General features: G+C 68.4%; 30 protein-coding genes. 20 read left to right on the top strand and 10 right to left on the bottom strand.

Going from position 1 to position 26,515, the window contains the following annotated elements; genetic code table 11:
• The first annotated feature begins 40 nt into the window (after positions 1–40).
• Positions 41–502 carry a tautomerase family protein gene (locus RXV79_RS24285; RefSeq protein ID WP_316700665.1) on the top strand — a complete coding sequence of 154 codons (462 nt, stop codon included), beginning with the start codon at positions 41–43 and terminating at the stop codon, positions 500–502.
• 1 nt (position 503) lies between these two features.
• Here the strand turns inward: RXV79_RS24285 and RXV79_RS24280 are convergent, their stop codons facing one another.
• Positions 504–2,426 (bottom strand): M48 family metalloprotease, encoded by a 1,923-nt coding sequence (locus RXV79_RS24280; protein WP_316700664.1) that lies wholly within the window; start codon positions 2,424–2,426, stop codon positions 504–506.
• 29 nt (positions 2,427–2,455) lie between these two features.
• A complete protein-coding gene (locus tag RXV79_RS24275) occupies positions 2,456–3,049 on the bottom strand; it encodes a LemA family protein (RefSeq protein WP_316700663.1) in 594 nt (197 codons plus the stop codon).
• Positions 3,050–3,153: 104 nt separating this feature from the next.
• On the opposite strand from RXV79_RS24275, the gene RXV79_RS24270 reads away from it, so the two are divergent.
• Entirely contained in the window at positions 3,154–3,894 is a 741-nt protein-coding gene (locus tag RXV79_RS24270; RefSeq protein WP_316700661.1) for an ArsR/SmtB family transcription factor, read from the top strand.
• Here RXV79_RS24270 and queC read toward each other — a convergent pair.
• Positions 3,819–4,571, bottom strand: a complete 753-nt coding sequence (gene queC / locus RXV79_RS24265; RefSeq protein ID WP_316700660.1) for a 7-cyano-7-deazaguanine synthase QueC — start codon at positions 4,569–4,571, stop codon at positions 3,819–3,821. The genes RXV79_RS24270 and queC overlap by 76 nt on opposite strands.
• A 49-nt stretch (positions 4,572–4,620) precedes the next feature.
• On the opposite strand from queC, the gene RXV79_RS24260 reads away from it, so the two are divergent.
• Entirely contained in the window at positions 4,621–5,427 is an 807-nt protein-coding gene (locus RXV79_RS24260) for an inositol monophosphatase family protein (protein WP_316700659.1), read from the top strand.
• 1 nt (position 5,428) lies between these two features.
• Here the strand turns inward: RXV79_RS24260 and RXV79_RS24255 are convergent, their stop codons facing one another.
• Positions 5,429–6,709 carry a glutamate-5-semialdehyde dehydrogenase gene (locus RXV79_RS24255; RefSeq protein ID WP_316700658.1) on the bottom strand — a complete coding sequence of 427 codons (1,281 nt, stop codon included), beginning with the start codon at positions 6,707–6,709 and terminating at the stop codon, positions 5,429–5,431.
• 223 nt (positions 6,710–6,932) lie between these two features.
• Here RXV79_RS24255 and RXV79_RS24250 point away from each other — a divergent pair, with 223 nt between their 5' ends.
• The 3 genes from RXV79_RS24250 (at position 6,933) to RXV79_RS24240 (ending at position 10,137) form a co-directional block, all read left to right on the top strand.
• Positions 6,933–8,126, top strand: a complete 1,194-nt coding sequence (locus RXV79_RS24250) for a porin (RefSeq protein ID WP_316700657.1) — start codon at positions 6,933–6,935, stop codon at positions 8,124–8,126.
• Positions 8,127–8,136: 10 nt separating this feature from the next.
• Positions 8,137–8,544, top strand: coding sequence for a hypothetical protein (locus tag RXV79_RS24245; RefSeq protein ID WP_316700655.1), 408 nt, complete (start codon positions 8,137–8,139; stop codon positions 8,542–8,544).
• A 78-nt stretch (positions 8,545–8,622) separates the two neighbouring features.
• Positions 8,623–10,137: a methyl-accepting chemotaxis protein gene (locus tag RXV79_RS24240; RefSeq protein ID WP_316700653.1), complete on the top strand. Its 1,515-nt coding sequence runs from the start codon at positions 8,623–8,625 to the stop codon at positions 10,135–10,137.
• Positions 10,138–10,144: 7 nt separating this feature from the next.
• Here RXV79_RS24240 and RXV79_RS24235 read toward each other — a convergent pair whose 3' ends face one another.
• Positions 10,145–10,717, bottom strand: a complete 573-nt coding sequence (locus RXV79_RS24235; protein ID WP_316700651.1) for a YceI family protein — start codon at positions 10,715–10,717, stop codon at positions 10,145–10,147.
• 111 nt (positions 10,718–10,828) lie between these two features.
• On the opposite strand from RXV79_RS24235, the gene RXV79_RS24230 reads away from it, so the two are divergent.
• Complete coding sequence (locus tag RXV79_RS24230) at positions 10,829–12,622, top strand: ATP-binding protein (RefSeq protein ID WP_316700648.1); 1,794 nt, start codon at positions 10,829–10,831, stop codon at positions 12,620–12,622.
• 3 nt (positions 12,623–12,625) lie between these two features.
• On the opposite strand, the gene RXV79_RS24225 is transcribed toward RXV79_RS24230, so the two are convergent.
• Genes RXV79_RS24225 through RXV79_RS24215 form a run of 3 tightly spaced genes read right to left on the bottom strand, consistent with a single transcriptional unit; the run spans position 12,626 to position 14,346 of the window.
• Complete coding sequence (locus tag RXV79_RS24225) at positions 12,626–13,189, bottom strand: YceI family protein (protein ID WP_316704197.1); 564 nt, start codon at positions 13,187–13,189, stop codon at positions 12,626–12,628.
• Between the two features lie 34 nt (positions 13,190–13,223).
• Positions 13,224–13,781, bottom strand: a complete 558-nt coding sequence (locus RXV79_RS24220) for a YceI family protein (RefSeq protein ID WP_316700647.1) — start codon at positions 13,779–13,781, stop codon at positions 13,224–13,226.
• Between the two features lie 25 nt (positions 13,782–13,806).
• Positions 13,807–14,346, bottom strand: a complete 540-nt coding sequence (locus RXV79_RS24215; RefSeq protein ID WP_316700646.1) for a cytochrome b — start codon at positions 14,344–14,346, stop codon at positions 13,807–13,809.
• 304 nt (positions 14,347–14,650) lie between these two features.
• On the opposite strand from RXV79_RS24215, the gene RXV79_RS24210 reads away from it, so the two are divergent.
• From RXV79_RS24210 to RXV79_RS24180, 7 genes are all read left to right on the top strand, one after another.
• Positions 14,651–15,460, top strand: a complete 810-nt coding sequence (locus tag RXV79_RS24210; RefSeq protein ID WP_316700645.1) for an IclR family transcriptional regulator — start codon at positions 14,651–14,653, stop codon at positions 15,458–15,460.
• Between the two features lie 22 nt (positions 15,461–15,482).
• Positions 15,483–16,256 (top strand): ABC transporter ATP-binding protein, encoded by a 774-nt coding sequence (locus RXV79_RS24205; protein ID WP_316700644.1) that lies wholly within the window; start codon positions 15,483–15,485, stop codon positions 16,254–16,256.
• A 306-nt stretch (positions 16,257–16,562) separates the two neighbouring features.
• Positions 16,563–17,267 (top strand): ABC transporter ATP-binding protein, encoded by a 705-nt coding sequence (locus RXV79_RS24200; protein WP_316700643.1) that lies wholly within the window; start codon positions 16,563–16,565, stop codon positions 17,265–17,267.
• 43 nt (positions 17,268–17,310) lie between these two features.
• Positions 17,311–18,516, top strand: coding sequence for an ABC transporter substrate-binding protein (locus RXV79_RS24195; RefSeq protein WP_316704196.1), 1,206 nt, complete (start codon positions 17,311–17,313; stop codon positions 18,514–18,516).
• A 53-nt stretch (positions 18,517–18,569) separates the two neighbouring features.
• The gene (locus RXV79_RS24190; protein ID WP_296726191.1) at positions 18,570–19,457 is read left to right on the top strand and encodes a branched-chain amino acid ABC transporter permease; all 888 of its coding nucleotides are present in this window, start codon (positions 18,570–18,572) and stop codon (positions 19,455–19,457) included.
• A gap of 3 nt (positions 19,458–19,460) precedes the next feature.
• Positions 19,461–20,411, top strand: a complete 951-nt coding sequence (locus RXV79_RS24185) for a branched-chain amino acid ABC transporter permease (protein WP_316700642.1) — start codon at positions 19,461–19,463, stop codon at positions 20,409–20,411.
• Positions 20,412–20,463: 52 nt separating this feature from the next.
• Complete coding sequence (locus RXV79_RS24180) at positions 20,464–20,736, top strand: DUF2164 domain-containing protein (protein ID WP_316700641.1); 273 nt, start codon at positions 20,464–20,466, stop codon at positions 20,734–20,736.
• A gap of 12 nt (positions 20,737–20,748) precedes the next feature.
• On the opposite strand, the gene RXV79_RS24175 is transcribed toward RXV79_RS24180, so the two are convergent.
• Positions 20,749–21,114, bottom strand: coding sequence for a cupin domain-containing protein (locus tag RXV79_RS24175; RefSeq protein ID WP_316700640.1), 366 nt, complete (start codon positions 21,112–21,114; stop codon positions 20,749–20,751).
• 103 nt (positions 21,115–21,217) lie between these two features.
• On the opposite strand from RXV79_RS24175, the gene RXV79_RS24170 reads away from it, so the two are divergent.
• The 5 genes from RXV79_RS24170 to RXV79_RS24150 are packed head-to-tail and all read left to right on the top strand — an operon-like array spanning position 21,218 to position 24,408.
• Positions 21,218–22,111, top strand: a complete 894-nt coding sequence (locus RXV79_RS24170) for a LysR family transcriptional regulator (RefSeq protein WP_316700639.1) — start codon at positions 21,218–21,220, stop codon at positions 22,109–22,111.
• Between the two features lie 30 nt (positions 22,112–22,141).
• Positions 22,142–22,489, top strand: coding sequence for a GFA family protein (locus tag RXV79_RS24165; protein ID WP_316700638.1), 348 nt, complete (start codon positions 22,142–22,144; stop codon positions 22,487–22,489).
• 9 nt (positions 22,490–22,498) lie between these two features.
• Entirely contained in the window at positions 22,499–23,251 is a 753-nt protein-coding gene (locus tag RXV79_RS24160; RefSeq protein WP_316700637.1) for a sulfite exporter TauE/SafE family protein, read from the top strand.
• A gap of 1 nt (position 23,252) precedes the next feature.
• Positions 23,253–23,897 (top strand): aspartate/glutamate racemase family protein, encoded by a 645-nt coding sequence (locus RXV79_RS24155; protein ID WP_316700636.1) that lies wholly within the window; start codon positions 23,253–23,255, stop codon positions 23,895–23,897.
• Positions 23,898–23,907: 10 nt separating this feature from the next.
• Positions 23,908–24,408: a GFA family protein gene (locus RXV79_RS24150; protein ID WP_316700635.1), complete on the top strand. Its 501-nt coding sequence runs from the start codon at positions 23,908–23,910 to the stop codon at positions 24,406–24,408.
• Here RXV79_RS24150 and tesB read toward each other — a convergent pair.
• The gene (gene tesB, locus RXV79_RS24145) at positions 24,405–25,295 is read right to left on the bottom strand and encodes an acyl-CoA thioesterase II (RefSeq protein ID WP_316700634.1); all 891 of its coding nucleotides are present in this window, start codon (positions 25,293–25,295) and stop codon (positions 24,405–24,407) included. The genes RXV79_RS24150 and tesB overlap by 4 nt on opposite strands.
• A gap of 95 nt (positions 25,296–25,390) precedes the next feature.
• Between tesB and RXV79_RS24140 the strand changes: the two genes are divergently transcribed.
• Positions 25,391–26,491 carry a phospholipase A gene (locus tag RXV79_RS24140; RefSeq protein ID WP_316700633.1) on the top strand — a complete coding sequence of 367 codons (1,101 nt, stop codon included), beginning with the start codon at positions 25,391–25,393 and terminating at the stop codon, positions 26,489–26,491.
• Positions 26,492–26,515 lie beyond the last annotated feature (24 nt).

Genomic DNA, 26,515 nt, shown 5'->3' with positions numbered 1-26,515 from the left:
CGCGACAGTGGCGGCCTGTTCAACCTTTGGCGCCGACACCATGCCGCTTCTCACCGTCACCGTCACCCCGGGTGCCTTCGACCCGTCCGCCCAGGCCAGGCTCGCGCGCGGCCTCACCGAAGCGGCCTTCGAGGCCGAATCGATTCCCCCCGAAGCCGGGCCACGCGCCCGCGGCATCGTGCTGATACAGGAGCTGGCGCCGGGCCAGTTCTATTCCGCGGGCGAGCCGGCCGACAGCCTGGTGCGCGGCGTCTTCGCCTCGCTGCAGGTGAGCGCCGGGGTGCTCGACGGCGCCCGCAAGGCCCGGCTCGCCGCGGCGGTGCAGGCCGCCGCCGAAGCGGCCGCGCCCGACCGCAGCCGGCCCGTCGTCACGTCGCTCGAGATCCGCGAAGTGCCCGAGGGCAACTGGGCGCAGAACGGCCGCATCGCGCGCTTGCCCGAGATCACCGCCACGGCCCGTTTCGGCCATTTGGTCGACGCGCTCGCGCCGGCTCGCGCGTGAGTCAGCTTGTCGTGCCGGGCTCGACGTAGTGCCGCGCGAGTTCGGGCGGCAGCGGCGAGTCGAGTAGCACCGCAGCCAGGCGCAGCGCATCGCAGGCTTCGTCGGCCAGCGGGCCGGGCGGCTTGTGGCGCAGCGCCGCGTCGGTCCAGTGGCGCACCAGCACGGGCTTCAACATCCACGGCAGCGTCTGCACCTCCTGCAGCGCGTGCACCAGGCCGTCGGCGTCGGGCGCTTCGCAGGGCGGCAGCGCTTCGCCTTGCAGCCACGGCAGCATCACGCTGCGGTACCAGCCTTCACCGTCGGGCACGAGGCGCGCGAGGAAGGCGGTGAGCCGGGCGATCTCGCGGCGGGTGTGCAGCGAGGTGTCGGCGATGTCGGGGAAGCTGCCGCGCGACGGCGCCACGGGCGGCGCCTCGCCCAGGCGCTGGCGCATCAGCAGCAGGTGCAGGCGGTCGATGGGGCGGATCTGCCCGTCGGCGGCCATCACGCGCCGCGCCGCGGCCATCAGGTGCTGGCGGTCGGGCAGCGGGGCCTTGGCCGCGCGGGCCAGCAGCAGGCCGAGCCAGGGCAGGCGGGTGGCGGGGCCGAGCTTCTTGACGTCGTCGCGCACCTCGCGCGCGGTGCTGAGGCCGGCGGTTTCGTCCTGCCAGGCGCGCCGCTCACGGCGGCTGCCCGGGGTGGCCAGCAGCGCGAGGATGGCGGCGCGCAGCTCGCCCGGGCCGTTGAGGCGCGACAGGCGCTCAATCGCCTCGCGTTCGTCTTGCGCACTGAAGGCGCGCGGTTCGGGCGTGGCGGCGGGCTCGGGGTCGTCGTCGTGCGAGGTCATGGGAGCAGCATAGGCGATGGGGGCGGCGGCGGCGACGGCAGCCACCACGGCGCGCACCGCCTCCGGCACGGGTATGGGCGCCGCGCGGCGCGGCTCGTCAGCCTGCGTGCCGGCATCAAGCCTGGGAGCGGGCAGCGGGTCGACCGCGCGGCCGTAGAGGCGGCGCAGGCGCTCGGGCAGCGGCGGGTGCGTGGCCAGCCAGTCGGCCGGCGCCTGCAGCAGCATGGCCGCGAGCAGGCGCGCGGGCACCCGCGCGAGGCGGTCCTCGTGGTGCTGGGCCTGGTGCCAGACCTTGCGCAGCACGCCGCCGAGGCCGTCGCGGCTGCGGGTGAACTGCACCGCGCAAGCGTCGGCCAGCAGCTCGCGCTGGCGCGACACCGCGGCCTGCAGCAGCTGCCCGGCGAGCCAACCCAGCAGACCCGCGGCCACAAACACCGGGCCCACCAGCAGCCCGAAGGCCGAACGGCGCCCGGCCTCGTCGGCCTCCAGCAGCTTGTGGCCGTAGCCATGCACCAGTGACAGGCCCCACACGAGCGCAAGCAGCTGCATGTTGAGGCGCAGGTCATCTTGATGGATGTGGCCGAACTCATGCGCGACCAGGCCTTGCAGCTCGTCGCGCGTGAGCCGGTCGAGCGCGCCCTGCGTCACGGCCACGATCGCGTCGTCGGGCGACCAGCCGGCGGCGAAGGCGTTGATCGCGTCTTCGCGGTCGAGCAGGTAGACGGCCGGGCGCGGCAGGCCGCTGGCGATCGCCATCTCGTCGACGATGTTGAGCAGGCGGCGCTCGCTCAGGCCGCGTGCGTCGAGCAGCTCGCGGCCGCCGGCCCAGTTCGCCACGTGGGCACCGCCGCCGGTGCGCAGGCGGCCGAGTTCGACCCACGCGCCGCCCAGCACGAAGAGCAGCACGACGGCGGTGTTGGTCTCGATGAAGAGCGGCGGCAGCGGCAGGTCCCACGAGAGCAGCCAGCGCAGCGCCCACCACACGCCGATCAGCAGGCCGTTGACGGCCAGCACCAATCCCAGCAGCAGCAGCGCAAAGAGCATCAGGAGCCGCTGCGTGGCGCGGCGGGCGTCGTCCTGCTGGTCGCGGAAGCGCATCGCGGGTGGCCCCGCTCAGGCCGCTGCGTTCAGAGCTGCACCCGCACCGGGGCGCGCTCCGCGTCGCTGGTGGTGGCCTGCAGCATGGCCGCCTCGCGGAAGCCGAACATGCTGGCCATCAGGTTGGTGGGGAACTGCTGCGCCGCGTTGTTGTAGTCGAGCGTGGCGTCGTTGAAGAGCTGGCGCGCGAAGCCGATCTTGTTCTCGGTGCTGGTGAGTTCCTCGGCCAGCTCGCGCAGGCTCTGGTCGGCCTTGAGCTCGGGGTAGGCCTCGACCACCGCCATCAGCCGGCCCATCGCGCCGGCGAGCGTCTGCTCGGCGACAGCCAGGCTCGTCACCGCGCCGGCCGCGGCGGGGCGCGTGCGGGCCACGTCGGCGGCGGCCTTGGCCTGGTTGCGTGCGGCGGTCACGGCTTCCAGCGTTTCGCGTTCGTGCGCGGCGTACTTGCGCGCCACTTCCACGAGGTTGGGGATCAGGTCGTAGCGGCGCTTCAGCTGCACGTCGATCTGCGCAAACGAGTTGCCGATCACGTTGCGCAGGCGCACGAGGCGGTTGTAGGCGCCGACGCCCCAGAAGACCAGGATGGCCAGGACGATCACGCTCACGATCTGCACGGTGGTCATGGATGCTCCCTCCAGTTGGACGCGAGCGGACTCTACGACACGGGCCAGGCGCTTCGGTGCACGTCGAAGCATTTGGTGACGCAGCCGAGGCATGATCCGTGGAAATGAGCGCACCCGAGCCCCGCTTCGCCCGCATCGCGTCGACCATCGGCGACCCCACGCGCGCCCGCATGCTGTCGGCGCTGATGGGCGGCGGCTTTCTCGCCGCGGGCGAGCTGGCGCAGGCGGCGGGCGTGACGGCGCAGACCGCGAGCAGCCACATCGCCAAGCTGGTGGAGAGCGAACTCGTGGTCGTGCGCGTGCAAGGCCGCCACCGCTACTTCCGCCTTGCCGATGCCGACATCGCGCATGCGCTCGAAGCGCTGTCGCTGGTGGCCGAGCGCAGCAGCGTGGCCGACAAGTGGGAGCGCGAGCCCTACAAGCGGCTGAAGGCGGCGCGCACCTGCTACGGTCACCTCGCGGGTGAGCTGGGCGTGCAACTCTTCGAGGGCCTGCTCGCGCGCGGCACGCTGGTGCCGGCCGAGGGGCAGTTCGTGCTGAGCGAGGCCGGGCGTGCCGAGATGGCCGGTCTCGGTGTCGACGTGCCCTCGGGCCGGCGCTTTGCCTATGCCTGCCTCGACTGGTCGGAGCGTCGCGATCATCTCGCGGGCAGCTTTGCGGTCGCGTTGCTCGACCACGCCCTCGAACGCGGCTGGCTGCGGCGTACCGGGGCCTCGCGCGCCCTCTCGCTCACCCCGTCGGGTGCGAAGGCGCTGTCACCGTGGCTCGATCAGCGCAAGTCCATTCGGTCGGTGGCGTCGAAGGCGGTGGGCGGCTCGGGGTTGCGCGAGCGCCAGGCCTTGTAGCCGCGCATGCGCAAGGCACACGCAGGGCAGTGGCCGCAGCCGTAGCCCCACTCGTGGCGCTGCGTGCGGTCGCCGAGGTAGCAGGTGTGGGTGTGTTCGACGATCAGGCGGATCAGCGCCTCGCCGCCGAGCGTGGCCGCGAGCTCCCAGGTCTGCGCCTTGTCGAGCCACATCAGCGGCGTCTCGATGCCCATCGGCGTGTCGAGCCCGAGGCTCAGCGCCACCTGAAGTGCCTTCAAGGTGTTGTCGCGGCAGTCGGGGTAGCCGGAGTAGTCGGTCTCGCACATGCCACCGACCATCACGTCGAGCTCGCGCCGGTAGGCCACGGCGGCGGCGAAGTTGAAGAAGATGAGGTTGCGGCCGGGCACGAAGGTGTTGGGCAGGCCGGTGGACGTCATCTCGATCGCGCGCTGCTGCGTGAGCGCGGTGTCCGACAGCTGGCCCAGCAGCGAGAGGTCGACCAGGTGGTCGTCACCCAGCCGGCCGCCCCAGCTCGGGAACTGGGCGTAGATCTGCGAGCGCACGGCGAGCCGGCATTCGAGCTCGACGCCGTGACGCTGGTCGTAGTCGAAGCCGATGGTTTCGACATAGTGGAAGTTGGACAGCGCCCATGCCAGGCAGACGGTGGAGTCCTGTCCACCCGAGAAGAGAACGAGGGCGCGGCGTGGCTTGGTCATCGGGCGATGGTAGCGAGGCCCTCGGCGCGCAGTGCGATGATTTCGCCCCATGGCCTCCCCCGATTCGGTGTTCGACCAGGTGCTGCCCCTGTTGGCCGAAGCCAGCGAGCGGGCTGTGATGCCGCGCTTTCGCCAGCTGCGTGAAGGCGACGTGATCGAGAAGGCGAAGGACGAGCTCGTCACCGTGGCCGACCGCGAAGCCGAGACGATCATCGAACACGGCCTGCTCGCGCTGTGGCCCGGCTCGCGAGTGGTCGGCGAAGAAGCCTGTGCGGCCAACCCGGCGCTGCTGCAGGGGCTGGACCGGGGCACGGTGTGGCTCGTCGACCCGCTGGATGGCACGGGCAACTTCGTGGCGGGCCGGCCGGTGTTCGCGGTCATGGCCTCGCTCGTGATTGACGGCGAGGCCATCGGCGCCTGGGTGCTCAACCCGGTGTCGGGCGAGCGCTGGCGGGCGCAGCGTGGCAGCGGCACCTTCTGCGACGGGCAGCGCATGCGGGTGCCGGATCGGAGCGTGCCGTTGCAAGAGGCGCGGGGCGCGGTGCTCACGAGATTCCTGCCGGCGGCGCTGAAACAGCAGGTCGAGGCGAAGCTCGGGCGCATCGGGCAGGCACTGCCGGGCGCGCGCTGTGCCGGCGTCGAGTACCCGGCCATCATCACCGGCCAGCAGCAGTTCGCCATGTTCTACCGCACGCTGCCGTGGGACCACGTGCCCGGCACTCTGCTGCTGCAGGAGGCCGGTGGCCATGTGGGGCGCTACGACGGCGGCGCATACCACGCCGGCGACGAGAGCGTGGGACTGCTGTCGGCCGCGGACGAGCCACTGTGGCACGCCCTGAAGGCCGCGCTGCTCTGACTCAGGTGCGCACTTCGCCCTGGCCGAGCACGATCCACTTCATCGAGGTGAGGCCTTCCAGCCCCACCGGGCCGCGCGCGTGGAACTTGTCGGTGCTGATGCCGATTTCGGCGCCCAGCCCGTACTCGAAGCCGTCGGCGAACCGGGTGCTTGCGTTGACCATCACGCTGGCCGAATCGACCTCGCGCAGGAAGCGCATCGCGTTTGGGTGATTCGTCGTGAGGATCGCGTCGGTGTGATGCGAGCCGTAGCGGTTGATGTGGGCGATGGCCTCGTCGACGCTCTTCACCACCTTGGCGCTGATGATGGGGGCGAGGTACTCCTCGCTCCAATCCTGCTCGGTGGCCTCGGCGAGCTTGGCCTGCGGCACGTCTTTCAGCAAGGCCAGCACGGTGGCATCGCCGCGCACCTCGACGCCCTTGGCGGCGAACACCGCGCCGATCTTCGGCAGGAATTTCGCGGCCACCGCCTCGTGCACCAGCAGCGACTCGGCGGCGTTGCAAGGGCTGTACTTCTGGGTCTTCGCGTTGTCGGTGACCTTGAGCGCGAGCTCGAGGTCGACCTCGGCGTCCACATACACGTGGCAGTTGCCGTCGAGGTGCTTGATGACCGGTACGCGGGCTTCGCGGCTGATGCGCTCGATGAGGCCCTTGCCGCCGCGCGGGATGATCACGTCGACCGACTCCGGCGAGGCGATGAGGTACCCCACCGCCGCACGGTCGGTGGTCTGCACCAGCTGCACCGCGTCGGCCGGCAAGCCCGCTTCGGTGAGGGCCGCTTGCACCAGCTTCCACAGCGCGAGGTTGGAGTGGATGGCCTCCGAGCCGCCACGCAGGATGCAGGCGTTGCCGCTCTTGATGGCGAGCGACGCGGCCTCGATGGTCACGTTGGGCCGGCTCTCGTAGATCATGCCGAAGACCCCGAGCGGCACACGCATCTGGCCCACGCTGATGCCGCTCGGGCGGCGCTTCACGCCGGTGATCTCGCCCACCGGGTCGGGCATGGCGGCGATCTGCTCGCAGCCTTCGGCAACGGTGGCGATCACCTTCTCGGTGAGGCGCAGGCGGTCGACCATCGGCGCGGCCAGGCCGGCTGCCTCCGCGGCGGCGATGTCTTTCCGGTTCGCTTCGGCCAGCGGTGCGGCGCTCTCGCGCAGCAGGCGGGCGAGTGCGGTGAGGGCGTGGTTCTTCGCGCTGGTGGAGGCCGCGGCCATGAGCGAGCTGGCAGCACGCGCGGCCGTGCCCATGCGGGCGATGGTGGCCTGGAGTTCGGTGGAGGTCATGGCGACATTTTGCCGCCGCGCGAGCCGACCTAGAAAGCGTGACATCGCGCACGTCAGCGTCTTCCCTACGCGGTTCTGCTTATAGGGTCTGGCGTGCCGACGACATGCCAGATGCCACACGGAAACCCGGCGTGATGCGCTCAAGCCCGTCTTCAGTGCGCCGAGTGGCCGGTCGATATGACGGAGGTGTATGACCAACCAAAAGCCTGTTGAGGTTTTCTTCATGAAGCATCTTTCCCTGCGACCGCTCGTGGCTGCGATCAGCCTTGCCCTGTGCGCTGGTACGGCGTTCGCGGACCCCACCTACAAGCTGAGCGGCTTCGGTACTCTCGCCGCCGTGCATTCCGATCTGGACACGGCCGACTTCACCGGCAGCGTGTTCCAGCCGAACGGTGCCGGCCACACCCGTTCGACCACCACCACCCCCGACAGCAAGCTGGGCGTGCAGCTCAACGCTTCCTTCAACAGCGAGTGGTCCGCCGTGGCCCAGGTGATCTCGCAATACCAGCACGACGCGTCGTACTGGCCGCAGCTCGAATGGGGCAACGTGACCTACAAGCCCACCGACGCGCTGAGCCTGCGCGTGGGCCGCATCGCGCTGCCGGCTTATCTCATGTCGGAGTCGCGCCTGGTCGGCTACGCCCACACCTGGGCGCGCCCGCCGCAGGACGTCTATGGCGTGCTGCCCCTGACCAGCAACGACGGCATCGACGCGACCTACCGCTCCAAGATCGGCTCGGCTCAGAACACCGTGCAGGCGTACTACGGCACCAACGAGGTCAAGCTCGCCGGTGGCGGCACGGCCAAGGCCAAGACGAGCTGGGGCATCAACGACACGGTGGAAGTGGGGTCGCTGACGCTGCGCGCGGCCTACACCTACCTCAAGGAAGATCTGCAGATCGACAGCTTGGCGCCGCTCTTCGCTGGCATGTCCATGATCCCCGGGCTGTACGAGAAGTACGACCCGCGCAACATGAACACCCACGCGCTCGCGCTGGGCGCGCAGTACGACCCGGGTGACTGGTTCGTGATGAGCGAGTTCGTCGACTACAAGGGTGACGGCATCCTGTCGGACAGCCGCTCCTGGTACGTGGCCGGTGGTTATCGCGTCGGCAAGTTCACGCCCTACCTGATCCATTCCGAGGTCAAGGCCCGGATCGAGGAAGACACGAGCCCGATGAGCGCGTTCATCACCCCGCTGCTTTACCAGGCGAACGCGACGCAGAAGACGACCGCAGTCGGTGTGCGTTATGACGTCTACAAGAACACCGCGATCAAGCTGCAATACGACCGCGTCCAGACCGGCTCGCGCTCGAACGGCCGGCTGAAGACCGAGGCCCAGCCCGGCAACAACTGGGGCTTCGTGCCCGGCAGCAAGGCCAACGTCGTGACGCTCGGCGTCGACTTCGTGTTCTGAGGAGGCGACGATGAAGAGGAGCAAAACGTTCGTCGTGGCCGCCATCGCCGTGGTGGGTTTCATCGGCAGCGCCGGCGCAGCCGATCTCGTGGTGATCGGCCATCCGTCGGCCGCCGCCATGAGCAAGGACCAGGTCGCCGATACCTTCCTCGGCAAGAACCCCAGCGCCTCGGTGGTCGACCTGCCGGAGTCGTCGCCCATTCGCGCCGACTTCTACAAGCAGGCCACCGGCCGCGATGCCGCGCAGGTCAAAGCCACGTGGTCGCGCCTGGTGTTCTCGGGCAAGGTGCAGCCGCCCAAGGAAGCGGCCGACGCCGCCGCCGTCAAGAAGGCCGTGGCCGCCGATCCGAAGGCGGTGGGCTACATCGAGAAGTCGGCCCTCGACGGCACGGTGAAGGTCGTCTCGACGCTGAACTGAGCCTCGCGCCGTGCCGAAATGGTGGGTGAGCCGCCTCGCGTGAGCGCGGGCTCACCCGCAGTCCCGACAGGAAAACACATGAAGTTCCGTACCAAGATCTGGAGCCTTCCGGTCAGCGCCGCGCTGGTGCTCATCGTCGGCGTGATCATCAGCGCCGCCATCGGTGCCCGCCTGTCGGCGGGCATCACCACCCTTCGCAGCGTCGACGACCCCTTCCTCGCGCGCGTGACTCAGGTCGACCGTGTCACCGAAAACGTGCGCCTCACCGTGCAGACCGCCACCGCCGAGGGTGATGCCGAGCGGCTGAAGGACGTGCAGGAGTTGGTGAAAGGTGGCCATGCCGCACTCGATGCGATGGCGTCACTCGCTGGCAAGAGCGAAGACGCGGCGGCCCTGCGCACCGCGTTCGACGCTTACCAGTCCGCCGCGGCGGCTGCAGCGAAGGGCATGATCGACAAGAGCCCCGACGCGATGGCTTCGGTGCAGAAGATGCAGGTCGCGCAAAAGGCGCTCGACCAGGTGCTGGCGGGCGCCAAGGAAGCGGCCCATGCGAAGGTCGATGCGCAGTACGAAGCGGCGTCGGCTGGGGTGCGCCTGAGCCTCATCGCCACCGTGCTGACCGGCTTGGTGGTGCTTCTCGCGCTCGGCGTCGCCTCGTGGGTCATCGTCAGCTCGGTGTGGAAGGATCTCGGCGAGGAGCCTGCGCAGCTGCGCGTGTCGGTGCGCCGCATCGCCTCAGGCGACCTCGATGTCGCCGTGGCGCCGGGCGCTCACCCCGAATCGCTGCAGGCCGCGCTCGGCCAGATGACAAGTGGGTTGCGCGAGATGGTCTCGCAGATCCGCATCACGAGCGACTCGATCGCCACCGCCTCCAACGAGATCGCCACCGGCAACCTCGACCTCAGCCAGCGCACCGAACGCACCGCGACCAACCTGCAACAGGCGGCCAGTTCGATGGAGCAGCTCACCGGCTCGGTGCGCCATACCGCTGACAGCGCCCACGGCGCCAACGAACTCGCCAGCTCGGCCTCGGGCGTGGCGGCCAAGGGCGGCGAAGTGGTCGGCCAGGTCGTGCAGGTGATGGAGCAGATCAGTGCCAGCTCGAAGAAGATCGCCGACATCATCGGCGTGATCGACGGCATCTCGTTCCAGACCAACATCCTCGCGCTCAACGCCGCGGTGGAAGCGGCGCGTGCCGGCGAGCAGGGCCGCGGCTTCGCGGTGGTGGCCGGCGAGGTGCGCTCGCTGGCGCAGCGCAGCGCACAGGCGGCCCGCGAGATCAAGGGCCTGATCGGCGAGAGCGTGGACCGCGTCGAATCGGGCTCGCGCCTGGTGCAGGACGCCGGCGCCACCATGAACCAGATCGTCGACTCGGTGAAGCGGGTGACCGCCATCATCGGCGAGATCACCGCCGCGTCGAACGCGCAGAGCAGCGACATCGGCCAAGTCAACGGCACCGTGGCGCAGCTCGACCAGATGACGCAGCAGAACGCAGCGCTGGTGGAGCAGAGCTCGGCCGCCGCCGAGAGCCTGCGCGAGCAGGCGGGCTTGCTGGCCCAGGCGGTGGCGCGTTTCCGCGTCGCCCGCGCCTGACGGGTGGTCAGGGCTGCCGGATCGCTTCGACCTGGATCACCAACCGCACCGTGTCGCCGATGAAGGGCAGGCCGTCGGTCATGCCGAAATCGCTGCGGCGCAGGGTGGCGCTGAGGTCTGCGCCGCAGACCTCGCGCTGCAGCTGCGGGTGCGGGTAGCAGCGAAGCGCCGGCGCCCGCAGGCTGAGCGGCAGCGACACGCCGCGCAGGGTGAACTCGCCGCGCACCTCGAGCGGTGCATCGCGCTGCCAGCGCCAGTTCCTCGCCACGAAATACGCGACCGGGTGGTCCTCGCTCGCGAGGTAGCTGCGGCGCAGCACGCCGTCGAGCGGTGGCACGCCGGTGTTGACCGACGCGGTGCGCACGGTGATCGACACCTCGCCGGTGCCCGCGGCAGCGTCGAGTTCGAGGCTGCCGCTCGTGTCGTCGAAGCGGCCGCGGCTGGTCGAGGTGCCGAAGTGCATCACCTCCCAATGCACCCGCGTGTGGGCCGGGTCGAGCAGGTAGGTCTCGGGCTGCGCTTGAGCCGTGGTCGCATGCCCCGAGAGCAGGCACCCACCCACGAGGAATGCTTTACGCATGGCAGTGCAAAAACAAGGTGCAAACGTGATCAAAGGCATGTGCTCAAAACAGGCTGTCTCGGGATAATGCGCCCATCTGAACAGAGGGTCATGGGCAGGTGAGGGGCGGGGATGTCAAAAGAATTGCGAACGCCACCCCACAGCACCGACTCGGCCGACGCCGGGCTCGCCGCGCGCGTGCAAGACGCGCAGACCGTCATGCTCTACGAGCGGGCGCAGACGTCCACGCTGGCCGGCGTGGGTTTCGCTCTGCTGGTGTGCGTGGGCCTTCTTCCCTATGTCGACGCACGCCTCGCCTGGGGCTGGTTCGTCTTGCGTTGTGCCGTGTCGGCCCTGCGCCTGGCGCTCACGCACCAGTTCGTGCGCAGCACGCTGCGGAGCGACCGCACCTGGCGGCGCTGGCTCGAGATCACGCTCGTGGCCGATGGCTTCACCTGGGGCATGGCCACGGCGTGGATCCCCGCCAGCACCAGCCCGCACGTGGTGGCGCTGCTGCTCACCTCGTTGGTGGGTGTGGCGGCGATCGGCATGTTCGTGCTGCAGCCGAGTTTTCGCGCCAGCTCGCTCTTCCTGCTGTCGATGCTGCTGCCGGCCGGGGCCGAGCAGATGATCAGTGGCACGCGCTATGGCCTCTTCGCCGGCATCGGCCTGTGGGTGTTTCTGGCGCTGGTGATGGTGGAAGCGCGGCGCTCCGAAGCGCGCATCCGCGAGCTGCTGACCTTGCGCTTCACCACCGACCGCATCTCCGAAGAGCGCGCCGAAGCGCTGCTGCTGGCGCAGCGCCAGAGCAGCGTGAAGAGCCAGTTCCTTGCCACCATGAGCCACGAGATGCGCACGCCGCTGCACGGCATCCTCGGGCTCACCCGGATGCTGAGGAAAGACGGCGCCATCACGCCCGAGAAACGGCCCGAAGAGCAGTTGCAGCTCATCGAGCGCGCCGGCGAACACCTGCTCACGCTGATCAACGACATCCTCGAGTTCTCGAAGCTCGAGGCGGGGCAGGTGCGCCTGTCGCCGCAGACCTTCGACCTCGCCGCGCTGATCGACGACGTGGTGTCGCTGTCGGTGCCCGGGGCCTTCCAGGCGGGCCTCTCGCTGACCACGCGGCTGCACATGCCGCGGCCCTGTCATGTGCGGGGCGACCCGTCGCGCCTGCGCCAGGTGCTGCACAACCTGATCGGCAACGCGATCAAGTTCACCGAGGCGGGCGCGGTGACGGTGGTGGCGAAGCACCGCGGCTCGCGCGCACGCATCGCGGTGCACGACACCGGCGTCGGCATCCCGGCCGACGAGCTGCCGCGCATCTTCGACGCCTTCCACCAGGCCGACAGCTCCTTCGCGCGCCGCTACGGCGGCACGGGGCTCGGCCTGACGATCGCGCGCGAGCTGGCGCGGGCGATGGGCGGTGATCTCGTGTGCACCAGCCAGCAAGGCCGCGGCTCGTGCTTCACCGTGACGGTCGAGTTGCCCGAAGCGCCGAACCCATCGCCCGCCGCGGCAGGCGAAGGTGCGGACGGCGTGCCGCTGCAGGGCCGTGTGCTGCTGGCCGAAGACAACCCCGTCAACGCCCTCGTGGCCGAGGCGGCGCTCAAGAACATGGGGCTCACCGTCGAGCTCGTCGAAGACGGCCTGCAGGCCGTGGCCTCGTTCCGAGCGTCGCCGCCCGACCTCGTGCTGCTCGATTGCCAGATGCCGGTGATGGATGGCTTCGAGGCGGCGCGGCGCATCCGCGAGCACGAAGGCGAACAAGGGCTGCCGCGCACGCCGGTGGTGGCGCTGACGGCGAATGCCCTGCAAGGTGACCGCGAGCACAGCCTCGCGGCGGGCATGGACGATCACCTCGCCAAGCCCTTCAAGGACGAGGATCTGCGCGCGGTGCTACGGCGCCACCTCGTCCCGGTATGAGCCTTATTGCTTTACCGCTTCGACCTGAATCAAGAGCTTGATGCTGTCGGGAATGCCCGGCACGCCGTAGTTGTTGCCGAACTGCGTGCGCTGGATCGTCGTCTCGAAGTCGCCGCCGCACACCTCGCGCTTGAGCATCGGGCTCGTGTAGCAGTTGAAGTTGGTGGCGGTGAGCGTGACCGGCTGGGTCTTGCCGAGGAAGGTCAGCGTGCCGGCGACGGTCGTGACCTTGTCGCCGTTGAAGCTGAACTTGTCGCCCACGAACTTGGCGGTCGGGTGCTCGGCGGCGTTGAAGAAATCCTTGCTCTTCAGGTGGCCGTCGAGCGGGCCCACGCCGGTGCTCACCGAGGTCGTGTCGATGGTGATCTCGGCCTTGCCGCTCTTGCCCTTCTCGAGCGACACGCTGCCTTCCTTCTTGTCGAAGCGGCCGCGGATGGTGCTGGTGCCGAAGTGCTTGGCCTCGAAGGTCACGAAGGTGTGCGAGGGGTCGATCGCGTAGGTGGCGGTCTCGGCCTGGGCCATGCCGGCAACGGCGAGCAGGGCGGAAACGAGCAGGGTCTTCTTCATCATGGGAGGGCTTCCTGTTGGGAGGGGTTGGGGATCAGAGGGGCGCAACGCCCGTCAGCGCGAACTTGAGCTTCACGTTCACTTCGTTGGCGACCATCGAGGTGTCTTTCCAGTCGCCGTCGCCGATTCGGAAATCGAGGCGCTTGAGCACGAAGCCGCCGGTGGCGGTGGTGGTGCCGCCCGCCTGCGCGAGCGCCACCGGCACGACGATGTTCTGACTGGCGCCCTTGATCGTGAGCTTGCCGGCCACTTCGTATTTGCCGGGGCCGGTGGCCTTGACCGTGGTCGACTGGAAGGTGGCCTGCGGGAAGGCCTTGGTGTTGAACCAGTCGGGCTTGGCGACTTCGCTCTCGGTTTCGCTCGACCCGAAGCTCACGCTCGCGAGGTCGACGGTGAAGGCGATCTTGGCGGTCTCGGGCTTCTTGGGGTCGAAGGCCACCTGGGCGTCGAACTTCTTGAACTTGCCGTCGACGGGCACGCCCATCTGCTTGCTGGTGAAGGCGATCTCGCTCTGGGCCGGCACGAGCTTCTGCTGGGCCGCAGCGCCGAGGGCGAGGGTGGCGAGCGCCACGGAGACGAAGAGTTTTTTCATGGGAGGCGGTCCTTTCACCGCGGGTTCAACTGCGCAGCGACATGCGGCCGATGAGCCCGTCGCGGTCGATGAAGTGGTGCTTGAACGCCGCGGCCACGTGCATCAGCACCAGCACCGCGAGCAACCAGGCCAGCCGTCCGTGCCAGGGCTTGATGGCTTCGGCCAGCGCCTTGTCGGGCGATACGAAGTCGGGCAGCGGCACGACGCCGAACCACACGATGGGGAAGCCCGCGGCCGAGCTGTAGGCCCAGCCCACCAGCGGCACCGCGAAGAAGAGCGCATACAGCGCCCAATGCGTGGCATGGGCGGCGAGCTTCTGCCAGGCCGGCGCCGGCAGGTCGGCCGGCGGCCGGTGCGTCAGTCGCCACAGGAGGCGCAGTGCCGAGAGGGCCAGGATCGTCACCCCCGCCCACTTGTGCCAGTTGTAGTACTTGAGCCGCTGCGGGGAGAACGGTAGGTCGCTCATGTACACGCCCATGCCAAACGCGCCGACGATCGCCAGCGCCAGGACCCAGTGGAACGCGATGGCGACGGCGCTGTAGCGGGTTGGGGTGGGTGTGTTCATGACCGGCACTCTACGGGGGCGGCGTTCAAAGCCGTTCATCGACCTTGTTGTGAACCTTCAAATTTTTGAACGTCCGGGCGCCCCGCTCAGACATGGGGCTTACGCAAAAGTGCCAAGACGCAAACCCTGTTCGTACTTTCCCTAGCGCGGGTTTGGCGCATGTTGCACCGCCACGCTCCACTCTTAGACTCGGCTCCCGATGGTTCAGGCCATTGAACAGCGTTCAATGGATTGAACGATACGCCCAAGGCGCCGCCGAGCGCCCACCCTGATCCAAGCGGGGGTTTTGCCTTCTCTTCATCGCATGCAACTCGCCGTGGCCACTGCACCTTCCACCACCAAGCCCGCCCTCGTGCCGGCCGTGGCGCGTGCCATGGCCTTGCTCGACCTGCTGGAAAAGGAGCGGGGTGCCATGAGCCTGGCCAAGCTCTCGGCCAGCCTCGCGCTGCCCAAGAGCAGTGTGCACGGCTTGTGCAACACCCTGGTGGCGCTCGGGTACCTGCGCCGCCAGGACGACGGCACGTTCTACATCGGCCCGCGCGTGATGGGCCTGGCCCATGCCTTTGCCGAACAGACCACGCCCGCCCAGGAGTTCGAGCGGCTCTGGGCGAGCCTCGGCACCGTGCCGCAAGAGACGCTCATCCTCTCGGTGCTCGATGGCACCGACGTCGTCTATGTCGGTGTGCGTAACGGCATGCGCCCGCTCGGCATGGCCTTCAGCGTGGGCATGCGCCTGCCCGCCCACCGGGCTGCCACCGGCCGCGCCATGCTGGCCTTCCACGACGAAACCTGGGTCCGGCGGCTCTACCCGGCGGCGCGCCTGCCGGCCTACATGAACCTGCCGGCGATGCGCCGCAGTGATTTGCTGCAGGAACTCGCCGAGACGCGCGAGCGCGGCTACAGCATCGACGACGAAAGCGTGCGCCAGGGCGTCTACTGCCTGGCCGCCGCGGTGCGCGGCGCGTCCGGCGAAGTGGTGGCCGGCCTAGGCGTGTGCATGCAGAAAGCGGGGCTCAAGGCTCGCTTCGTCGCCCAGCAGCGCGACACCGTGATCGACCTCGCCCGCCGGCTCTCCGAGCGGCTGGGCGCCTCGCCCTCACAAAGCTCCAAATGAACGACGACACACGAGCGGACACATGAGCGACGACATCATTCTCGAAACGCGCAAGCTCACCAAGGAGTTCAAGGGCTTCGTCGCGGTCAACCAGGTCGACCTGAAGGTCAAGCGCGGTCACATCCACGCGCTGATCGGGCCGAACGGCGCCGGCAAGACCACCTGCTTCAACCTGCTCACGCACTTCATCACCCCCACCTCGGGTCAGATCGTCTTCAACGGCAAAGACATCACCGGCGAGGCGCCGGCTCACATCGCGCGCCGCGGGATCATTCGCTCGTTCCAGATTTCGGCGGTGTTCCCCCACCTCACCGTGCTGGAGAACGTGCGCGTGGCGCTGCAGCGCAAGCTTGGCACCTCGTTCCACTTCTGGAAGCCCGAGCGTTCGCTGCACACGCTCAACGAGCGTGCGCTCGAGTTGCTGCGCCAGGTCGACCTCGAAAGCTACGCCGACAACACCACGGTGGAACTGAGCTACGGCCGCAAGCGTGCGCTCGAGATCGCCACCACGCTCGCGATGGAGCCCGAGTTGATGCTGCTCGACGAGCCCACGCAGGGCATGGGCCTGGAAGACGTGGACCGCATCCGCTCGCTCATCAAGAAGGTCTCGGCGAATCGCACCATCCTGATGGTGGAGCACAACATGAGCGTGGTGGCCAGCATCGCCGACACCATCACCGTCCTGCAGCGAGGCGCCACGCTCGCCGAAGGGCCGTATGCGGAGGTGTCGAAGAACCCGGCGGTGATCGAGGCCTATATGGGCAGTGCCAGCGTTGAGTTGAAGGGGGCGCATTGATGCTTGCCCATTGCTGCGCGGGCCGAGGCCACCGGGTGACCGGCTCCGCTCATGTCCCCCGGCCAGGCTGCGCCTGGCCTCCTCCTTTACTTCGCTGCGCCGGTCACCCGGTGGCCTCGGCCAGCACCAGCGGTGGCATACCAAGTTGTCGGCGTGCCTCCAGGGTGGCTGGCTCGCTGCGACAGGGCGCCGTGTGGAGCGAAGTAAAGGAGGAGAGGCGGGCGCAGCCCGACTCGGGGGACATGAGCGGAACACGGCGCCCTGTCGCAGCGAGCTCGCCCCACTCCAAGCAAAGGAAACACTGAAATGGGCACCAGGTTTCTAGAAGTCAAAGAACTCCAAGGCTGGTACGGCGAAAGCCACGTCCTGCACGGCGTGAACTTCCACGTCGACGAAGGCGAGGTCGTGACGCTCCTCGGCCGCAACGGCGCCGGCCGCACCAGCACCCTGCGCGCCATCATGGGCCTCATCGGCTCGCGCAAGGGCAGCATCAAGGTACGCGGCACCGAGGCCATCTCGCTGCCCACGCACCGCATCGCCCGCATGGGCCTCGGCTATTGCCCCGAAGAGCGCGGCATCTTCTCCACGCTCTCGTGCGAAGAGAACCTGATGCTGCCGCCCAAGCAAGCCGAAGGCGGCATGAGCATCGCCCAGATCTACGACATGTTTCCCAACCTGAAGGAGCGCGCCAACAGCCAGGGCACGCGCCTCTCAGGCGGCGAGCAGCAGATGCTGGCCGTCGCGCGCATCCTGCGCACCGGCGCCAAGCTGCTTCTGCTCGACGAAATCTCGGAAGGCCTCGCACCCGTCATCGTGCAGAAGCTCGCCGAGATGGTGGTGGCCTTGCGCAAGCAGGGCTACACCATCGTGATGGTGGAGCAGAACTTCCGCTTCGCCGCACCGCTGGCCGACCGCTTCCTCGTCATGGAGCACGGCCGGATCATCCAAGAGTTCACCCAAGCGCAACTGCCTGACCGCATGGCCCAGCTCCACGAGTACCTGGGCGTCTGATACCTGCTCGTTCTCTCACCACCACCAGGAGAAACACACCATGATGAAACTCAAGAACATCGCCGCAGCAGCCGCCATCGCGTGCACCAGCGCGCTTCTTCCCGCCCAGGCCCAGATCTCGGGCGACGTGATCAAGATCGGCATCATCACCGACATGTCGGGCCTGTACTCCGACATCGACGGCCCGGCTGGCGTCGAAGCCATCAAGATGGCCATCGCCGACGCGGGCGGCAAGATCAATGGCAAGACCATCGAGCTCGTCTCGGCCGACCACCAGAACAAGCCCGACATCGCCGCCGCCAAGGCGCGCGAGTGGTTCGACACCAACGGGCTCGACATGCTGATCGGCGGCACCAACTCCGGCACCAGCCTCGCGATGGCGAAGGTGGCGGCCGAGAAGAAGAAGGTGTTCATCTCGGTCGGTGCGGCTACCTCGGCTCTGACCAACGAGCAGTGCAACCCCTACACCGTGCACTGGGCCTACGACACCGTGGCGCTCGCCAAGGGCACCGGCAACGCGGTCGTGAAGGCGGGCGGCAAGAGCTGGTACTTCCTGCAGGCCGACTACGCCTTCGGCGCTCAGCTGATGAACGACACCTCGGCCGTGGTCAAGGCCGCGGGCGGCAATATCGTGGGCTCGGTGAAGCACCCGCTGTCGGCGAGCGATTTTTCGTCCTTCCTGCTGCAGGCGCAGTCGAGCAAGGCGCAGATCCTCGGCCTCGCCAACGCCGGTGGCGACACCATCAACAGCATCAAGGCGGCCAACGAGTTCGGCATCACCAAGACGATGAAGCTCGCCGGCCTGCTGATGTTCATCAACGACGTGCACTCGCTGGGCCTCAACGCCACGCAAGGCATGTACCTCACCGACAGCTGGTACTGGAACCGCGACCCCGAGACGCGCGCGTGGAGCCGCAAGTTCTTCGAGAAGATCAAGCGCATGCCCTCGTCCATCCAGGCCGGCGACTACTCGGCCGCGCTCAACTACCTGAACGCCGTCAAGGCCACCGGCAGCGACGATGCCGACAAGGTGCTGGCCCAGATGAAGAAGACCAAGGTCAACGACATCTTCGCCAAGGGCGGTTTCATCCGTGACGACGGCCGCATGGTGCACGACATGTACCTGATGCAGGTGAAGACGCCCAAGGAGTCGACCGAGCCATGGGACTACTACAAGGTGGCGCAGACCTTCAAGGGTGAAGAGGCCTGGACCACCAAGGCCGAATCCAAGTGTGCTCTCTGGAAATAAGCGCTGCCCGCGGCGCGGGCTGAGCCTGCGCCGCCGTCCAACAAGACACCGCCATGACTGAAATCTTCGGCATTCCCATACAAGCCTTCATGGGCCAGCTGATGCTGGGCCTGGTGAACGGCTCGTTCTACGCCATGCTGAGCCTCGGCCTGGCGGTGATCTTCGGCCTCCTGGGCATCGTGAACTTCGCGCACGGCGCGCTGTACATGATCGGTGCCTACGTGGCCTGGTTCTCGCTCGAGAAGTTCGGCCTCAACTACTGGATGGCGCTCATCGTGGCGCCGCTGGTGGTGGGGGCGCTTGGCCTCGTGATCGAGCGCACGCTGCTCAAGCACCTCTACAAGCTCGATCCGATCTACGGCCTCTTGCTCACCTTCGGCATCTCGCTGATCTTCGAAGGTGTGTTCCGCGAGCAGTACGGCGTGTCGGGCCAGTCGTATTCGGTGCCCGAGGCGCTGCAGGGGGCGACCAACCTCGGCTTCATGGTGCTGCCCAACTACCGGGCGTGGGTCATCGTGGCCTCGCTCATCGTGTGCCTGGGCACCTGGGCGCTGATCGAGAAGACGAGCCTCGGCGCCAAGCTGCGCGCCGGCACCGAGAACCCTGCGCTGGTGCAGGCCTTCGGCATCAACGTGCCGATGATGGTGATGTTCACCTACGCAGGCGGTGCCGCCCTCGCCGCATTGGCCGGCGTGCTGGCCGCGCCGGTGATCCAGATCACGCCGCTCATGGGCACCAACCTCATCATCGTCGTCTTCGCGGTGGTGGTGATCGGCGGCATGGGCTCCATCCTCGGCTCCATCCTCACCGGCCTCGCGCTCGGGCTGGTCGAAGGCCTGACGAAGGTGTTCTACCCCGAGGCCTCGAACATCGTCGTCTTCGTGATCATGGCCATCGTGCTGATGATTCGCCCCGCCGGCCTCTTCGGCAAGGAGAAATAAGGCATGGCCCTCCAAGCCACCACCCAGACCCGCAACGCGCGCATCGCATGGGCGGTGCTCTTCGCGCTGCTCGCGATTGCGCCCTTCGTCGGCCTGTATCCCGTCTTCATGATGAAGGCGCTGTGCTTCGCGATCTTTGCCTGCGCCTTCAACCTGCTGCTCGGCTTCACCGGCCTCTTGTCGTTCGGCCACGCGTGTTTCCTCGGCTCGGCGGCGTATGCCACCGGCTGGCTGGTGCGCTCGGCCGGCCTCACGCCCGAACTCGGCCTGATCGCCGGGGTCGGGGTCGCGGCGCTGCTCGGCCTGGTGGTGGGGCTGATTGCCATCCGCCGCCAGGGCATCTACTTCGCGATGATCACGCTCGCGATGGCGCAGATGGTGTACTTCGTCTGCCTGCAGGCGCCCTTCACCGGCGGTGAAGACGGCCTGCAGGGCGTGCCGCGCGGCAAGCTCTTCGGTGTCTTGCCGCTCGGCAGCGACATCGCGATGTACTACCTGGTGCTGGCGATCTTCGCGGCGGTGTTCCTCGGTATCCTGCGCATCGTGCACTCGCCCTACGGCCAGGTGCTCAAGGCCATCCGCGAGAACGAGCCGCGCGCCATCTCGCTCGGCTACGACGTCGACCGCTACAAGCTGCTCGCCTTCGTGCTCTCGAGCGCGCTCGCCGGCCTGGCTGGCTCGCTCAAGACCCTGGTGCTTGGCTTCGCCACGCTGACCGACGTGCACTGGTCGCTCTCGGGCGAGGTGATCCTGATGACGCTGCTCGGCGGCCTGGGCACCTTCGCCGGCCCGGTGATCGGCGCCTTCACCATCATCGGGCTGCAGAACTTCCTCGCCGACCGCGTGGGCTCGTGGGTCACGGTGATCATCGGCGTGATCTTCGTGGTGTGCGTGATCGCCTTCCGCCGCGGCTTCGTGGGCGAGTTGATCGCCTGGCAGCAGCGCAAGAAATGACGACCCCCACGTCCACGTCGTTCAATGCCCCCCGAGGGTGCGCAGGCCTGTCATGACCATCGAGATCCCGAAGGAAGCCCGTCAGGAGGCCATCGCCTCCATCGAGCGCTACTTCCAGGAGAACATGGAAGAGCGGATCGGTAACATCGCCGCGGGCGCGCTGCTCAACTACTTTCTGGAAGAGATCGGCCCCGTCATCTACAACCAGGCGGTGACCGAAGTGCAGGAGCGGCTGCGCGTGCGCGTCGACGAGCTCGACGTCGAGGTGCACGAAGACGAGTTCCAGTACTGGCGCCGGCAGGGCGGCCCGGGCAAGAAGCGCTGAGCCGGCGCGACCTCAGCGGGCGCACTGGCGGCCGGGCTTGAGCTCGACCATCACCACCTCGGTGGGCGTGTCGCCCACGTTTTCGCCGATGTGGTCTTCTCCCGCCGAATACAGCGTGTCGCCCGCCTTGAACTCGCGGGCCATCGTGCGGCCGTCGGCCAGCGTGAGCCTGCGCTTGAAGGGGGCGAGCGCCACCACCACGAAGTTCGGGTGCCGGTGCAGTTGCGTCTTGTCGCCCGGTTGATCGTGGTAGCGCAGCACCCGCACGCAGGCGTTGTCGAGCACCACGCGGTACTTGTCGCCGTCGGTGAGGGTCGGGTCCTGCGCGAGCGCGGGGCCGCAGAGGGCGGGAAGCAGCAAAAGGGCGAGGCGGTTCATGAAGGTCTCCGGCGTTGAGCTGACCCAAGGCTAGGCGCCGGCCCTGCTGGACGTAAGGCGCAGGCTTGCACAAGGGGGCCGCAATCCTGCATAAGGTCGACCCATGCTCAACTGGAACGACCTGCGCTACTTCGTCGCCCTGGCCCAGCACGGCAGCACGCTCGCCGCCGGGCGCGCGCTCGGAGCCGACGCGTCCACGGTGCAGCGGCGCATTGCCGAGCTGGAGCGCCACACCGGCCAGCCGCTCGTCAAGCGCGAGCCCACCGGCTACCAGCTCACCGATTTCGGCCGCCACATGCTGCCGCACGCGCAAGCCGTGGCCCAGGCGGTGCAGGCCTTCGAGTGGCAGCTCGCGGTGGCGGCGCGCGACGTGGCCGGCGTGGTGCGCGTGACCTGCCCCGAGCCGCTCGTCACGCGCATCGGCGCGTCGCTGCTGCTCGACCGATTCCAGGCACGCTACCCCGAGCTGCGCGTGGAGTTCGTGATGAGCGACCAGTACCTCGACCTGCACAAGGGCGAAGCCGACATCGCCCTGCGTTCCGGCGACACCGACGACGGCGCGCTCATCGGCCGCAAGATCGGCGATTCGCTGTGGGCCGTGTACGGCAGCGGCCGCTACCTGGCGCAGCACGGGCGCCCACGTTCCGTCGACGAGCTCGTGTCACACGCGCTGGTGGGCCTGGACGAGGGAATGGCCCAGCACCGGGCCGCCCAGTGGCTGCAGCAGATTGCGCCCGGCGTGGTGCCGGTGGCGCGCAACAGCAGCGTGCTGGGCCTGCTGCACTCGGTGAAGGCCGGCGTCGGCCTCGCGCCCTTGCCCACGGCGCTCGGCGATGCCGAGCCCGAGCTGGAAAAGGTGCTCGGCCCCATCCCCGAGCTCACCCGCATCTGGCGTGTGCTCACCACGCCCGAGCTGCGGAAAAGCCCGCGGGTGGCCGCGTTCTTCGACTTCATCGTCGACGAGATCGACACCCTGCGGCCCATCATCACGGGTTAGGTACATTGCCACGACAAGGAGACTCCCCCCATGAAATACACCGGAAGCTGCCACTGCGGACGAGTCGCCTTCGAGGTCGAAGGCGAGATCGGCACGGCACTGGCCTGCAACTGCTCGATCTGCCAGCGCAAGGGCTCGCTGCTGTGGTTCGTGCCGCGCGCGGAGCTGAAGCTCAAGACGCCCGAAGACGCCGCCAGCACCTACACCTTCAACAAGCACGTCATCAAGCACCGCTTCTGCCCGACCTGCGGCATCCACCCCTATGGCGAGGGTGTCGACCCGAAAGGCAATGCGATGGCCGCGATCAACGTGCGCTGCCTCGAAGGCATCGACCTCGATACGGTGAAGGTCCACCACTTCGACGGCCGCTCCAAGTGATCGCACGCGATGCCGGGCGCTGAGATCGCGCTGCTCGTCGTCGGCGCGGCGGTTGCCGGCTTCGTGCAGGGGCTGTCGGGCTTTGCCTTCGGCATGGTTGCGATGTCGATCTGGGTCTGGGCCATCGACCCGCGCGTGGCAGTCGTGATGTCGATCGCCGGCGGCCTGAGCGGGCAGATCTTCGCGGCCGTGCGCCTGCGCCGGGGCCTGCAGTGGCCGCTCCTGTGGCCCTTCCTGGCCGGCGCGCTGGTGGGCGTGCCGCTGGGCGTGGTGGTGCTGCCCTATGTCGATGCGGTCGTCTTCAAATTCGGCCTCGGCGTGACGCTGATGGTGTGCTGCTCGGCCATGCTCTTTGCGCAGCGCTTCCCGCGCATCACCCGCGGCGGGCGCATCGGCGATGCGCTGGCTGGCACCGCCGGTGGCGTGATGGGTGGGCTGGGCGGGTTCACCGGCGTCGTGCCCTCGCTGTGGTGCACGCTGCGCGGCTGGGACAAGGACACCGCCCGCGCCGTGCTGCAGAACTTCAACCTCGCCGCGCTCTCGGTCACCTTCGCCACCTACGTGGGCAGCGGCATGGTCACGCGCGAGATGTGGCCGCTCTTCGGGGCGGTGATCCCGGCGCTCTTCATTCCCTCGGTGCTGGGCACGCGCTTGTACGTGGGGCTGAGCGAGACCTCGTTCCGGCGGGTGGTGCTGGGCTTGCTCACCGTCTCGGGGGTGGTGATGATCGTGTCGTCGCTTCCCGTGCTGTTGAAGAGATGACATGGCCGACATCGCCTTCCTCCACACCTCGCCCGCGCACGTGGCCACCTTCGATGCGTTGGTGAAGGACGTTGCGCCGCAGCTTACCGCTTCGCATCTGGTGCGCGAAGACTTGTTGGCGCGGGCGCAGGTCGAAGGCCTCGACGATCCGGGCCTCATCGCCGGCGTGCGCTCGGCACTGCAATCGGCGGCGAGCCAATCTCGTGTGGTGGTGTGCAGTTGTTCCACCCTCGGCGGCTTGGCCGAGGCGACGCGCGCGAGCGTGCCCATCACCCGCATCGACCGCGCCATGGCCGACGAGGCCGTGCAACGCGGTGCGCCGGTGCTGATGGTCGCCGCCGTGCAGAGCACCCTGGAGCCGACCGCGCAGCTGCTGCGCTCCTCGGCCGAGCGCGTCGGCCGGCCGCTCGCGATGCGCTCGCTGTGCGTCGAAGAGGCCTGGCCTCATTTCGAGGCGGGCCGGCGCGAGGCCTACCTCGATCGCATCGCAAGCGCCGTGCGCCGGCACGCGAAACCCGGCGACACCGTCGTGCTCGCCCAGGCCTCGATGGCCGGCGCGGCCGATCTGCTGGCCGACACCGGCCTCCTGGTGCTGAGCAGCCCCCGGCTCGGAGTGGAAGTCGCTGTCCGCGTGTGCGGTGGCTGATGAGGCCTTGGTGCAGAACACAACCACCACCTTCGAAGGCGGCTGCACCTGCCGGCAGCTGCGCTACCGCCTGACCAGCGCACCGCTCATCGTGCACTGCTGCCATTGCCGCTGGTGCCAGCGCGAGACGGGCGCATCGTTCGCGCTCAACGCGATGATCGAAGCCGACCGGGTGCAGCGGCTGACGTCTGGCGAGGTCGAGACCGTGCTCACGCCGTCGGCGAGCGGCAAGGGCCAGAAGATCGTGCGCTGCGCCCACTGCCGCATCGCGGTGTGGAGCCACTATGCAGGCTCTGGCGATGCGGTGTGTTTCGTCCGGGTGGGCACGCTCGACGAGCCGGATCGTTTGCCGCCCGACATCCACATCTACACGCAGTCGAAGCAGCCGTGGGTGCAGCTGCCGCCCGGTGCATGGGCAGTGCCTGAGTACTACCGCGCGTCGGAGGTCTGGCCGGCCGAGAGCCTCGCGCGGCGCGAGGCCCTGATCCGCAGGCTCAGGCCGCCGCTTTAGCTGTTCGGCTTGGGCTTGGGCGGCTGAGGCCGCATCAGGCCCTCTTGCGCGACGGAGGCGACGAGCCGCCCGTCCTGCGTGTAGATGCTGCCGCGGCAGAAGCCGCGCGCGCCATTGGCGGCCGGGGAGTTGGTGGCATAGAGCAGCCAGTCGTCCATGCGGAAGCTGTCGTGGAACCACATCGCATGGTCGAGGCTCACGCCTTGCACGCTGCCGTTCATGAAGCTCAGCCCGTGCGGCAACAGCGCGGCGCTCAACAGGCCGAAGTCGGACGAGTAGGCCAGCATCGCCTGGTGCAGCACCGGGTCGTCGGGCAGGCGGTCGGAGGCGCGGAACCACGAGTTGTTGACCGCCGCGCGCTCGCCGGCTGGCGGTGGGTTGAGCGGGTTGAACGGCTCGCAGTGGCGGATGTCGATGGCGGTCTCGGCATGCAGCACCGCGCGCAGACGCTCGGGCAGCTTGTCGAAATGCTGGCGGCGCAGCTCGTGCACGCTCGTCAGGCCGTCGGGTGGCGGCACCTGGGGCATCGGGTCCTGGTGCGACACGCCTTCTTCCTTCACATGGAAGGAGGCGGCGAAGTTGAAGATGGGCTGGCCGTGCTGGATGGCGACCACGCGCCGGGTGGTGAAGCTGCCGCCGTCACGGATGCGCTCCACGTCGTAGACGATCTTGGCCTGCTTGTCGCCGGGGCGCAGGAAGTAGGCGTGCAGCGAATGCACGCTGCGGTCGCGCTCGACGGTGAGCGCGGCCGCCATCAGCGCCTGGCCCAGCACCTGGCCGCCGAAGACGCGCGGGCTGCCGATGTCGCCGCTGATGCCGCGGAAGAGGTTGTGCTCCAGTTGCTCGACCTGCAGCAGTTCGACCAGCTCTTGGACTTGGGTATTCATGGGCGAAATGATCTCACCAAACCCGCCGCTTACCATCGCGCGGCCCCGTCCACTGCGCGCTCACCGTGTCGAAACCTGCTCAACGACTCCACGCCTTGTCCTTCCTGCCCTGTGTCGTCGCGAGCTGCCTCGTGCTCGCAGCGAGCGCGGCCCGCGCCCAGGCGAGCACCTCGCCGTCGGCGGTACCCGCCCCCAGCAACGAGGCGATGCAGGAATGCGCCGCCATCGGCTCGGCCGCCGACCGGCTGGCCTGCTACGACAAGCTCGCCGGCCGCGCGCTGCCCGCGCCACCGCCGGCCGAGGTGCCCATCGCCACCACGCAGATGGCTCCGCAAGGGGCGGCCACCGCCCCGGCTCACGAGGTGAAGCCCGAGGCGAGCCCGCTGTCGCAGTATTGGGAGCTCGACGCGGGCGACAAGCGCGGCACCTTCAACCTGCTCGGCTATCGCGCCAACTACGTGATGCCCCTGCACAAGACCAACCGCATCAACCGTGCGCCGCAGTCGCCCACGCAGGCCGCGGTGAACCAGCCGAACTACCGCGACGTCGAGGCCAAGTTCCAGATCTCGCTGCGCACCAAGGCGGTCCAGGACGTGCTCGGCACGGGTGGCGACCTGTGGCTTGCCTTCACGCAGCAGGCCATGTGGCAGATCTGGAACGGCAAGGACTCCAAGCCCTTCCGCAACACCGACTACGAGCCCGAAGCCATCTTCGTGGTGCCGGTGCCCAAGGCCGTGCGGCAGCTGCCCTTCGGCTGGCAATGGCGGCTCGGGCAGTTCGGCCTCGCGCACCAGTCCAACGGCCAGTCGGACCCGCTCTCGCGCAGCTGGAACCGCGTCTACCTCGGCACCGGCTTCGAGCGCGGCGACCTGAACCTCACCGCCCGTGTCTCGCAGCGCCTGAACGAGAAGCTCGAGCGCGACAACAACCCCGACCTCGTCGACTACCGCGGCCGCACCGAACTGCAGCTCGGCTGGACGCCGGGCGCCAGCACGACCTCGCTGCTGTGGCGCAACAGCGCCCGGCGCAGCGACTGGGGCGCGCTGCAGTTCGAGTGGACCTACCCGGTGGCCAAGAGCCGGCCCAACGGCCTGCGCTGGTTCCTGCAGGCCTTCCACGGCTACGGCGAGACGCTCACCGACTACAACTTCAAGCAGACGAGCGTCGGCTTCGGGCTGAGCTTCATGCAGTTCTGAACTGAAGCGAAGCCCGCTTCGCTG

The organism is Piscinibacter gummiphilus (genome assembly GCF_032681285.1).
Classification (GTDB): Bacteria; Pseudomonadota; Gammaproteobacteria; order Burkholderiales; family Burkholderiaceae_C; genus Rhizobacter; species Rhizobacter gummiphilus_A.
The sequence above is the reverse complement of the archived record's forward strand: the minus strand, read 5'-3'. Positions and strand labels throughout refer to the sequence as shown.

Excerpts from the sequence above, each read along its gene's own strand:
- RXV79_RS24285 (WP_316700665.1), top strand. The coding sequence starts at position 41 with ATGCCGCTTCTCACCGTCACCGTCACCCCGGGTGCCTTCGACCCGTCC.
- RXV79_RS24280 (WP_316700664.1), bottom strand. The coding sequence starts at position 2,426 with ATGCGCTTCCGCGACCAGCAGGACGACGCCCGCCGCGCCACGCAGCGG.
- RXV79_RS24275 (WP_316700663.1), bottom strand. The coding sequence starts at position 3,049 with ATGACCACCGTGCAGATCGTGAGCGTGATCGTCCTGGCCATCCTGGTC.
- RXV79_RS24270 (WP_316700661.1), top strand. The coding sequence starts at position 3,154 with ATGAGCGCACCCGAGCCCCGCTTCGCCCGCATCGCGTCGACCATCGGC.
- queC (WP_316700660.1), bottom strand. The coding sequence starts at position 4,571 with ATGACCAAGCCACGCCGCGCCCTCGTTCTCTTCTCGGGTGGACAGGAC.
- RXV79_RS24260 (WP_316700659.1), top strand. The coding sequence starts at position 4,621 with ATGGCCTCCCCCGATTCGGTGTTCGACCAGGTGCTGCCCCTGTTGGCC.
- RXV79_RS24255 (WP_316700658.1), bottom strand. The coding sequence starts at position 6,709 with ATGACCTCCACCGAACTCCAGGCCACCATCGCCCGCATGGGCACGGCC.
- RXV79_RS24250 (WP_316700657.1), top strand. The coding sequence starts at position 6,933 with ATGAAGCATCTTTCCCTGCGACCGCTCGTGGCTGCGATCAGCCTTGCC.
- RXV79_RS24245 (WP_316700655.1), top strand. The coding sequence starts at position 8,137 with ATGAAGAGGAGCAAAACGTTCGTCGTGGCCGCCATCGCCGTGGTGGGT.
- RXV79_RS24240 (WP_316700653.1), top strand. The coding sequence starts at position 8,623 with ATGAAGTTCCGTACCAAGATCTGGAGCCTTCCGGTCAGCGCCGCGCTG.
- RXV79_RS24235 (WP_316700651.1), bottom strand. The coding sequence starts at position 10,717 with ATGCGTAAAGCATTCCTCGTGGGTGGGTGCCTGCTCTCGGGGCATGCG.
- RXV79_RS24230 (WP_316700648.1), top strand. The coding sequence starts at position 10,829 with ATGTCAAAAGAATTGCGAACGCCACCCCACAGCACCGACTCGGCCGAC.
- RXV79_RS24225 (WP_316704197.1), bottom strand. The coding sequence starts at position 13,189 with ATGAAGAAGACCCTGCTCGTTTCCGCCCTGCTCGCCGTTGCCGGCATG.
- RXV79_RS24220 (WP_316700647.1), bottom strand. The coding sequence starts at position 13,781 with ATGAAAAAACTCTTCGTCTCCGTGGCGCTCGCCACCCTCGCCCTCGGC.
- RXV79_RS24215 (WP_316700646.1), bottom strand. The coding sequence starts at position 14,346 with ATGAACACACCCACCCCAACCCGCTACAGCGCCGTCGCCATCGCGTTC.
- RXV79_RS24210 (WP_316700645.1), top strand. The coding sequence starts at position 14,651 with ATGCAACTCGCCGTGGCCACTGCACCTTCCACCACCAAGCCCGCCCTC.
- RXV79_RS24205 (WP_316700644.1), top strand. The coding sequence starts at position 15,483 with ATGAGCGACGACATCATTCTCGAAACGCGCAAGCTCACCAAGGAGTTC.
- RXV79_RS24200 (WP_316700643.1), top strand. The coding sequence starts at position 16,563 with ATGGGCACCAGGTTTCTAGAAGTCAAAGAACTCCAAGGCTGGTACGGC.
- RXV79_RS24195 (WP_316704196.1), top strand. The coding sequence starts at position 17,311 with ATGAAACTCAAGAACATCGCCGCAGCAGCCGCCATCGCGTGCACCAGC.
- RXV79_RS24190 (WP_296726191.1), top strand. The coding sequence starts at position 18,570 with ATGACTGAAATCTTCGGCATTCCCATACAAGCCTTCATGGGCCAGCTG.
- RXV79_RS24185 (WP_316700642.1), top strand. The coding sequence starts at position 19,461 with ATGGCCCTCCAAGCCACCACCCAGACCCGCAACGCGCGCATCGCATGG.
- RXV79_RS24180 (WP_316700641.1), top strand. The coding sequence starts at position 20,464 with ATGACCATCGAGATCCCGAAGGAAGCCCGTCAGGAGGCCATCGCCTCC.
- RXV79_RS24175 (WP_316700640.1), bottom strand. The coding sequence starts at position 21,114 with ATGAACCGCCTCGCCCTTTTGCTGCTTCCCGCCCTCTGCGGCCCCGCG.
- RXV79_RS24170 (WP_316700639.1), top strand. The coding sequence starts at position 21,218 with ATGCTCAACTGGAACGACCTGCGCTACTTCGTCGCCCTGGCCCAGCAC.
- RXV79_RS24165 (WP_316700638.1), top strand. The coding sequence starts at position 22,142 with ATGAAATACACCGGAAGCTGCCACTGCGGACGAGTCGCCTTCGAGGTC.
- RXV79_RS24160 (WP_316700637.1), top strand. The coding sequence starts at position 22,499 with ATGCCGGGCGCTGAGATCGCGCTGCTCGTCGTCGGCGCGGCGGTTGCC.
- RXV79_RS24155 (WP_316700636.1), top strand. The coding sequence starts at position 23,253 with ATGGCCGACATCGCCTTCCTCCACACCTCGCCCGCGCACGTGGCCACC.
- tesB (WP_316700634.1), bottom strand. The coding sequence starts at position 25,295 with ATGAATACCCAAGTCCAAGAGCTGGTCGAACTGCTGCAGGTCGAGCAA.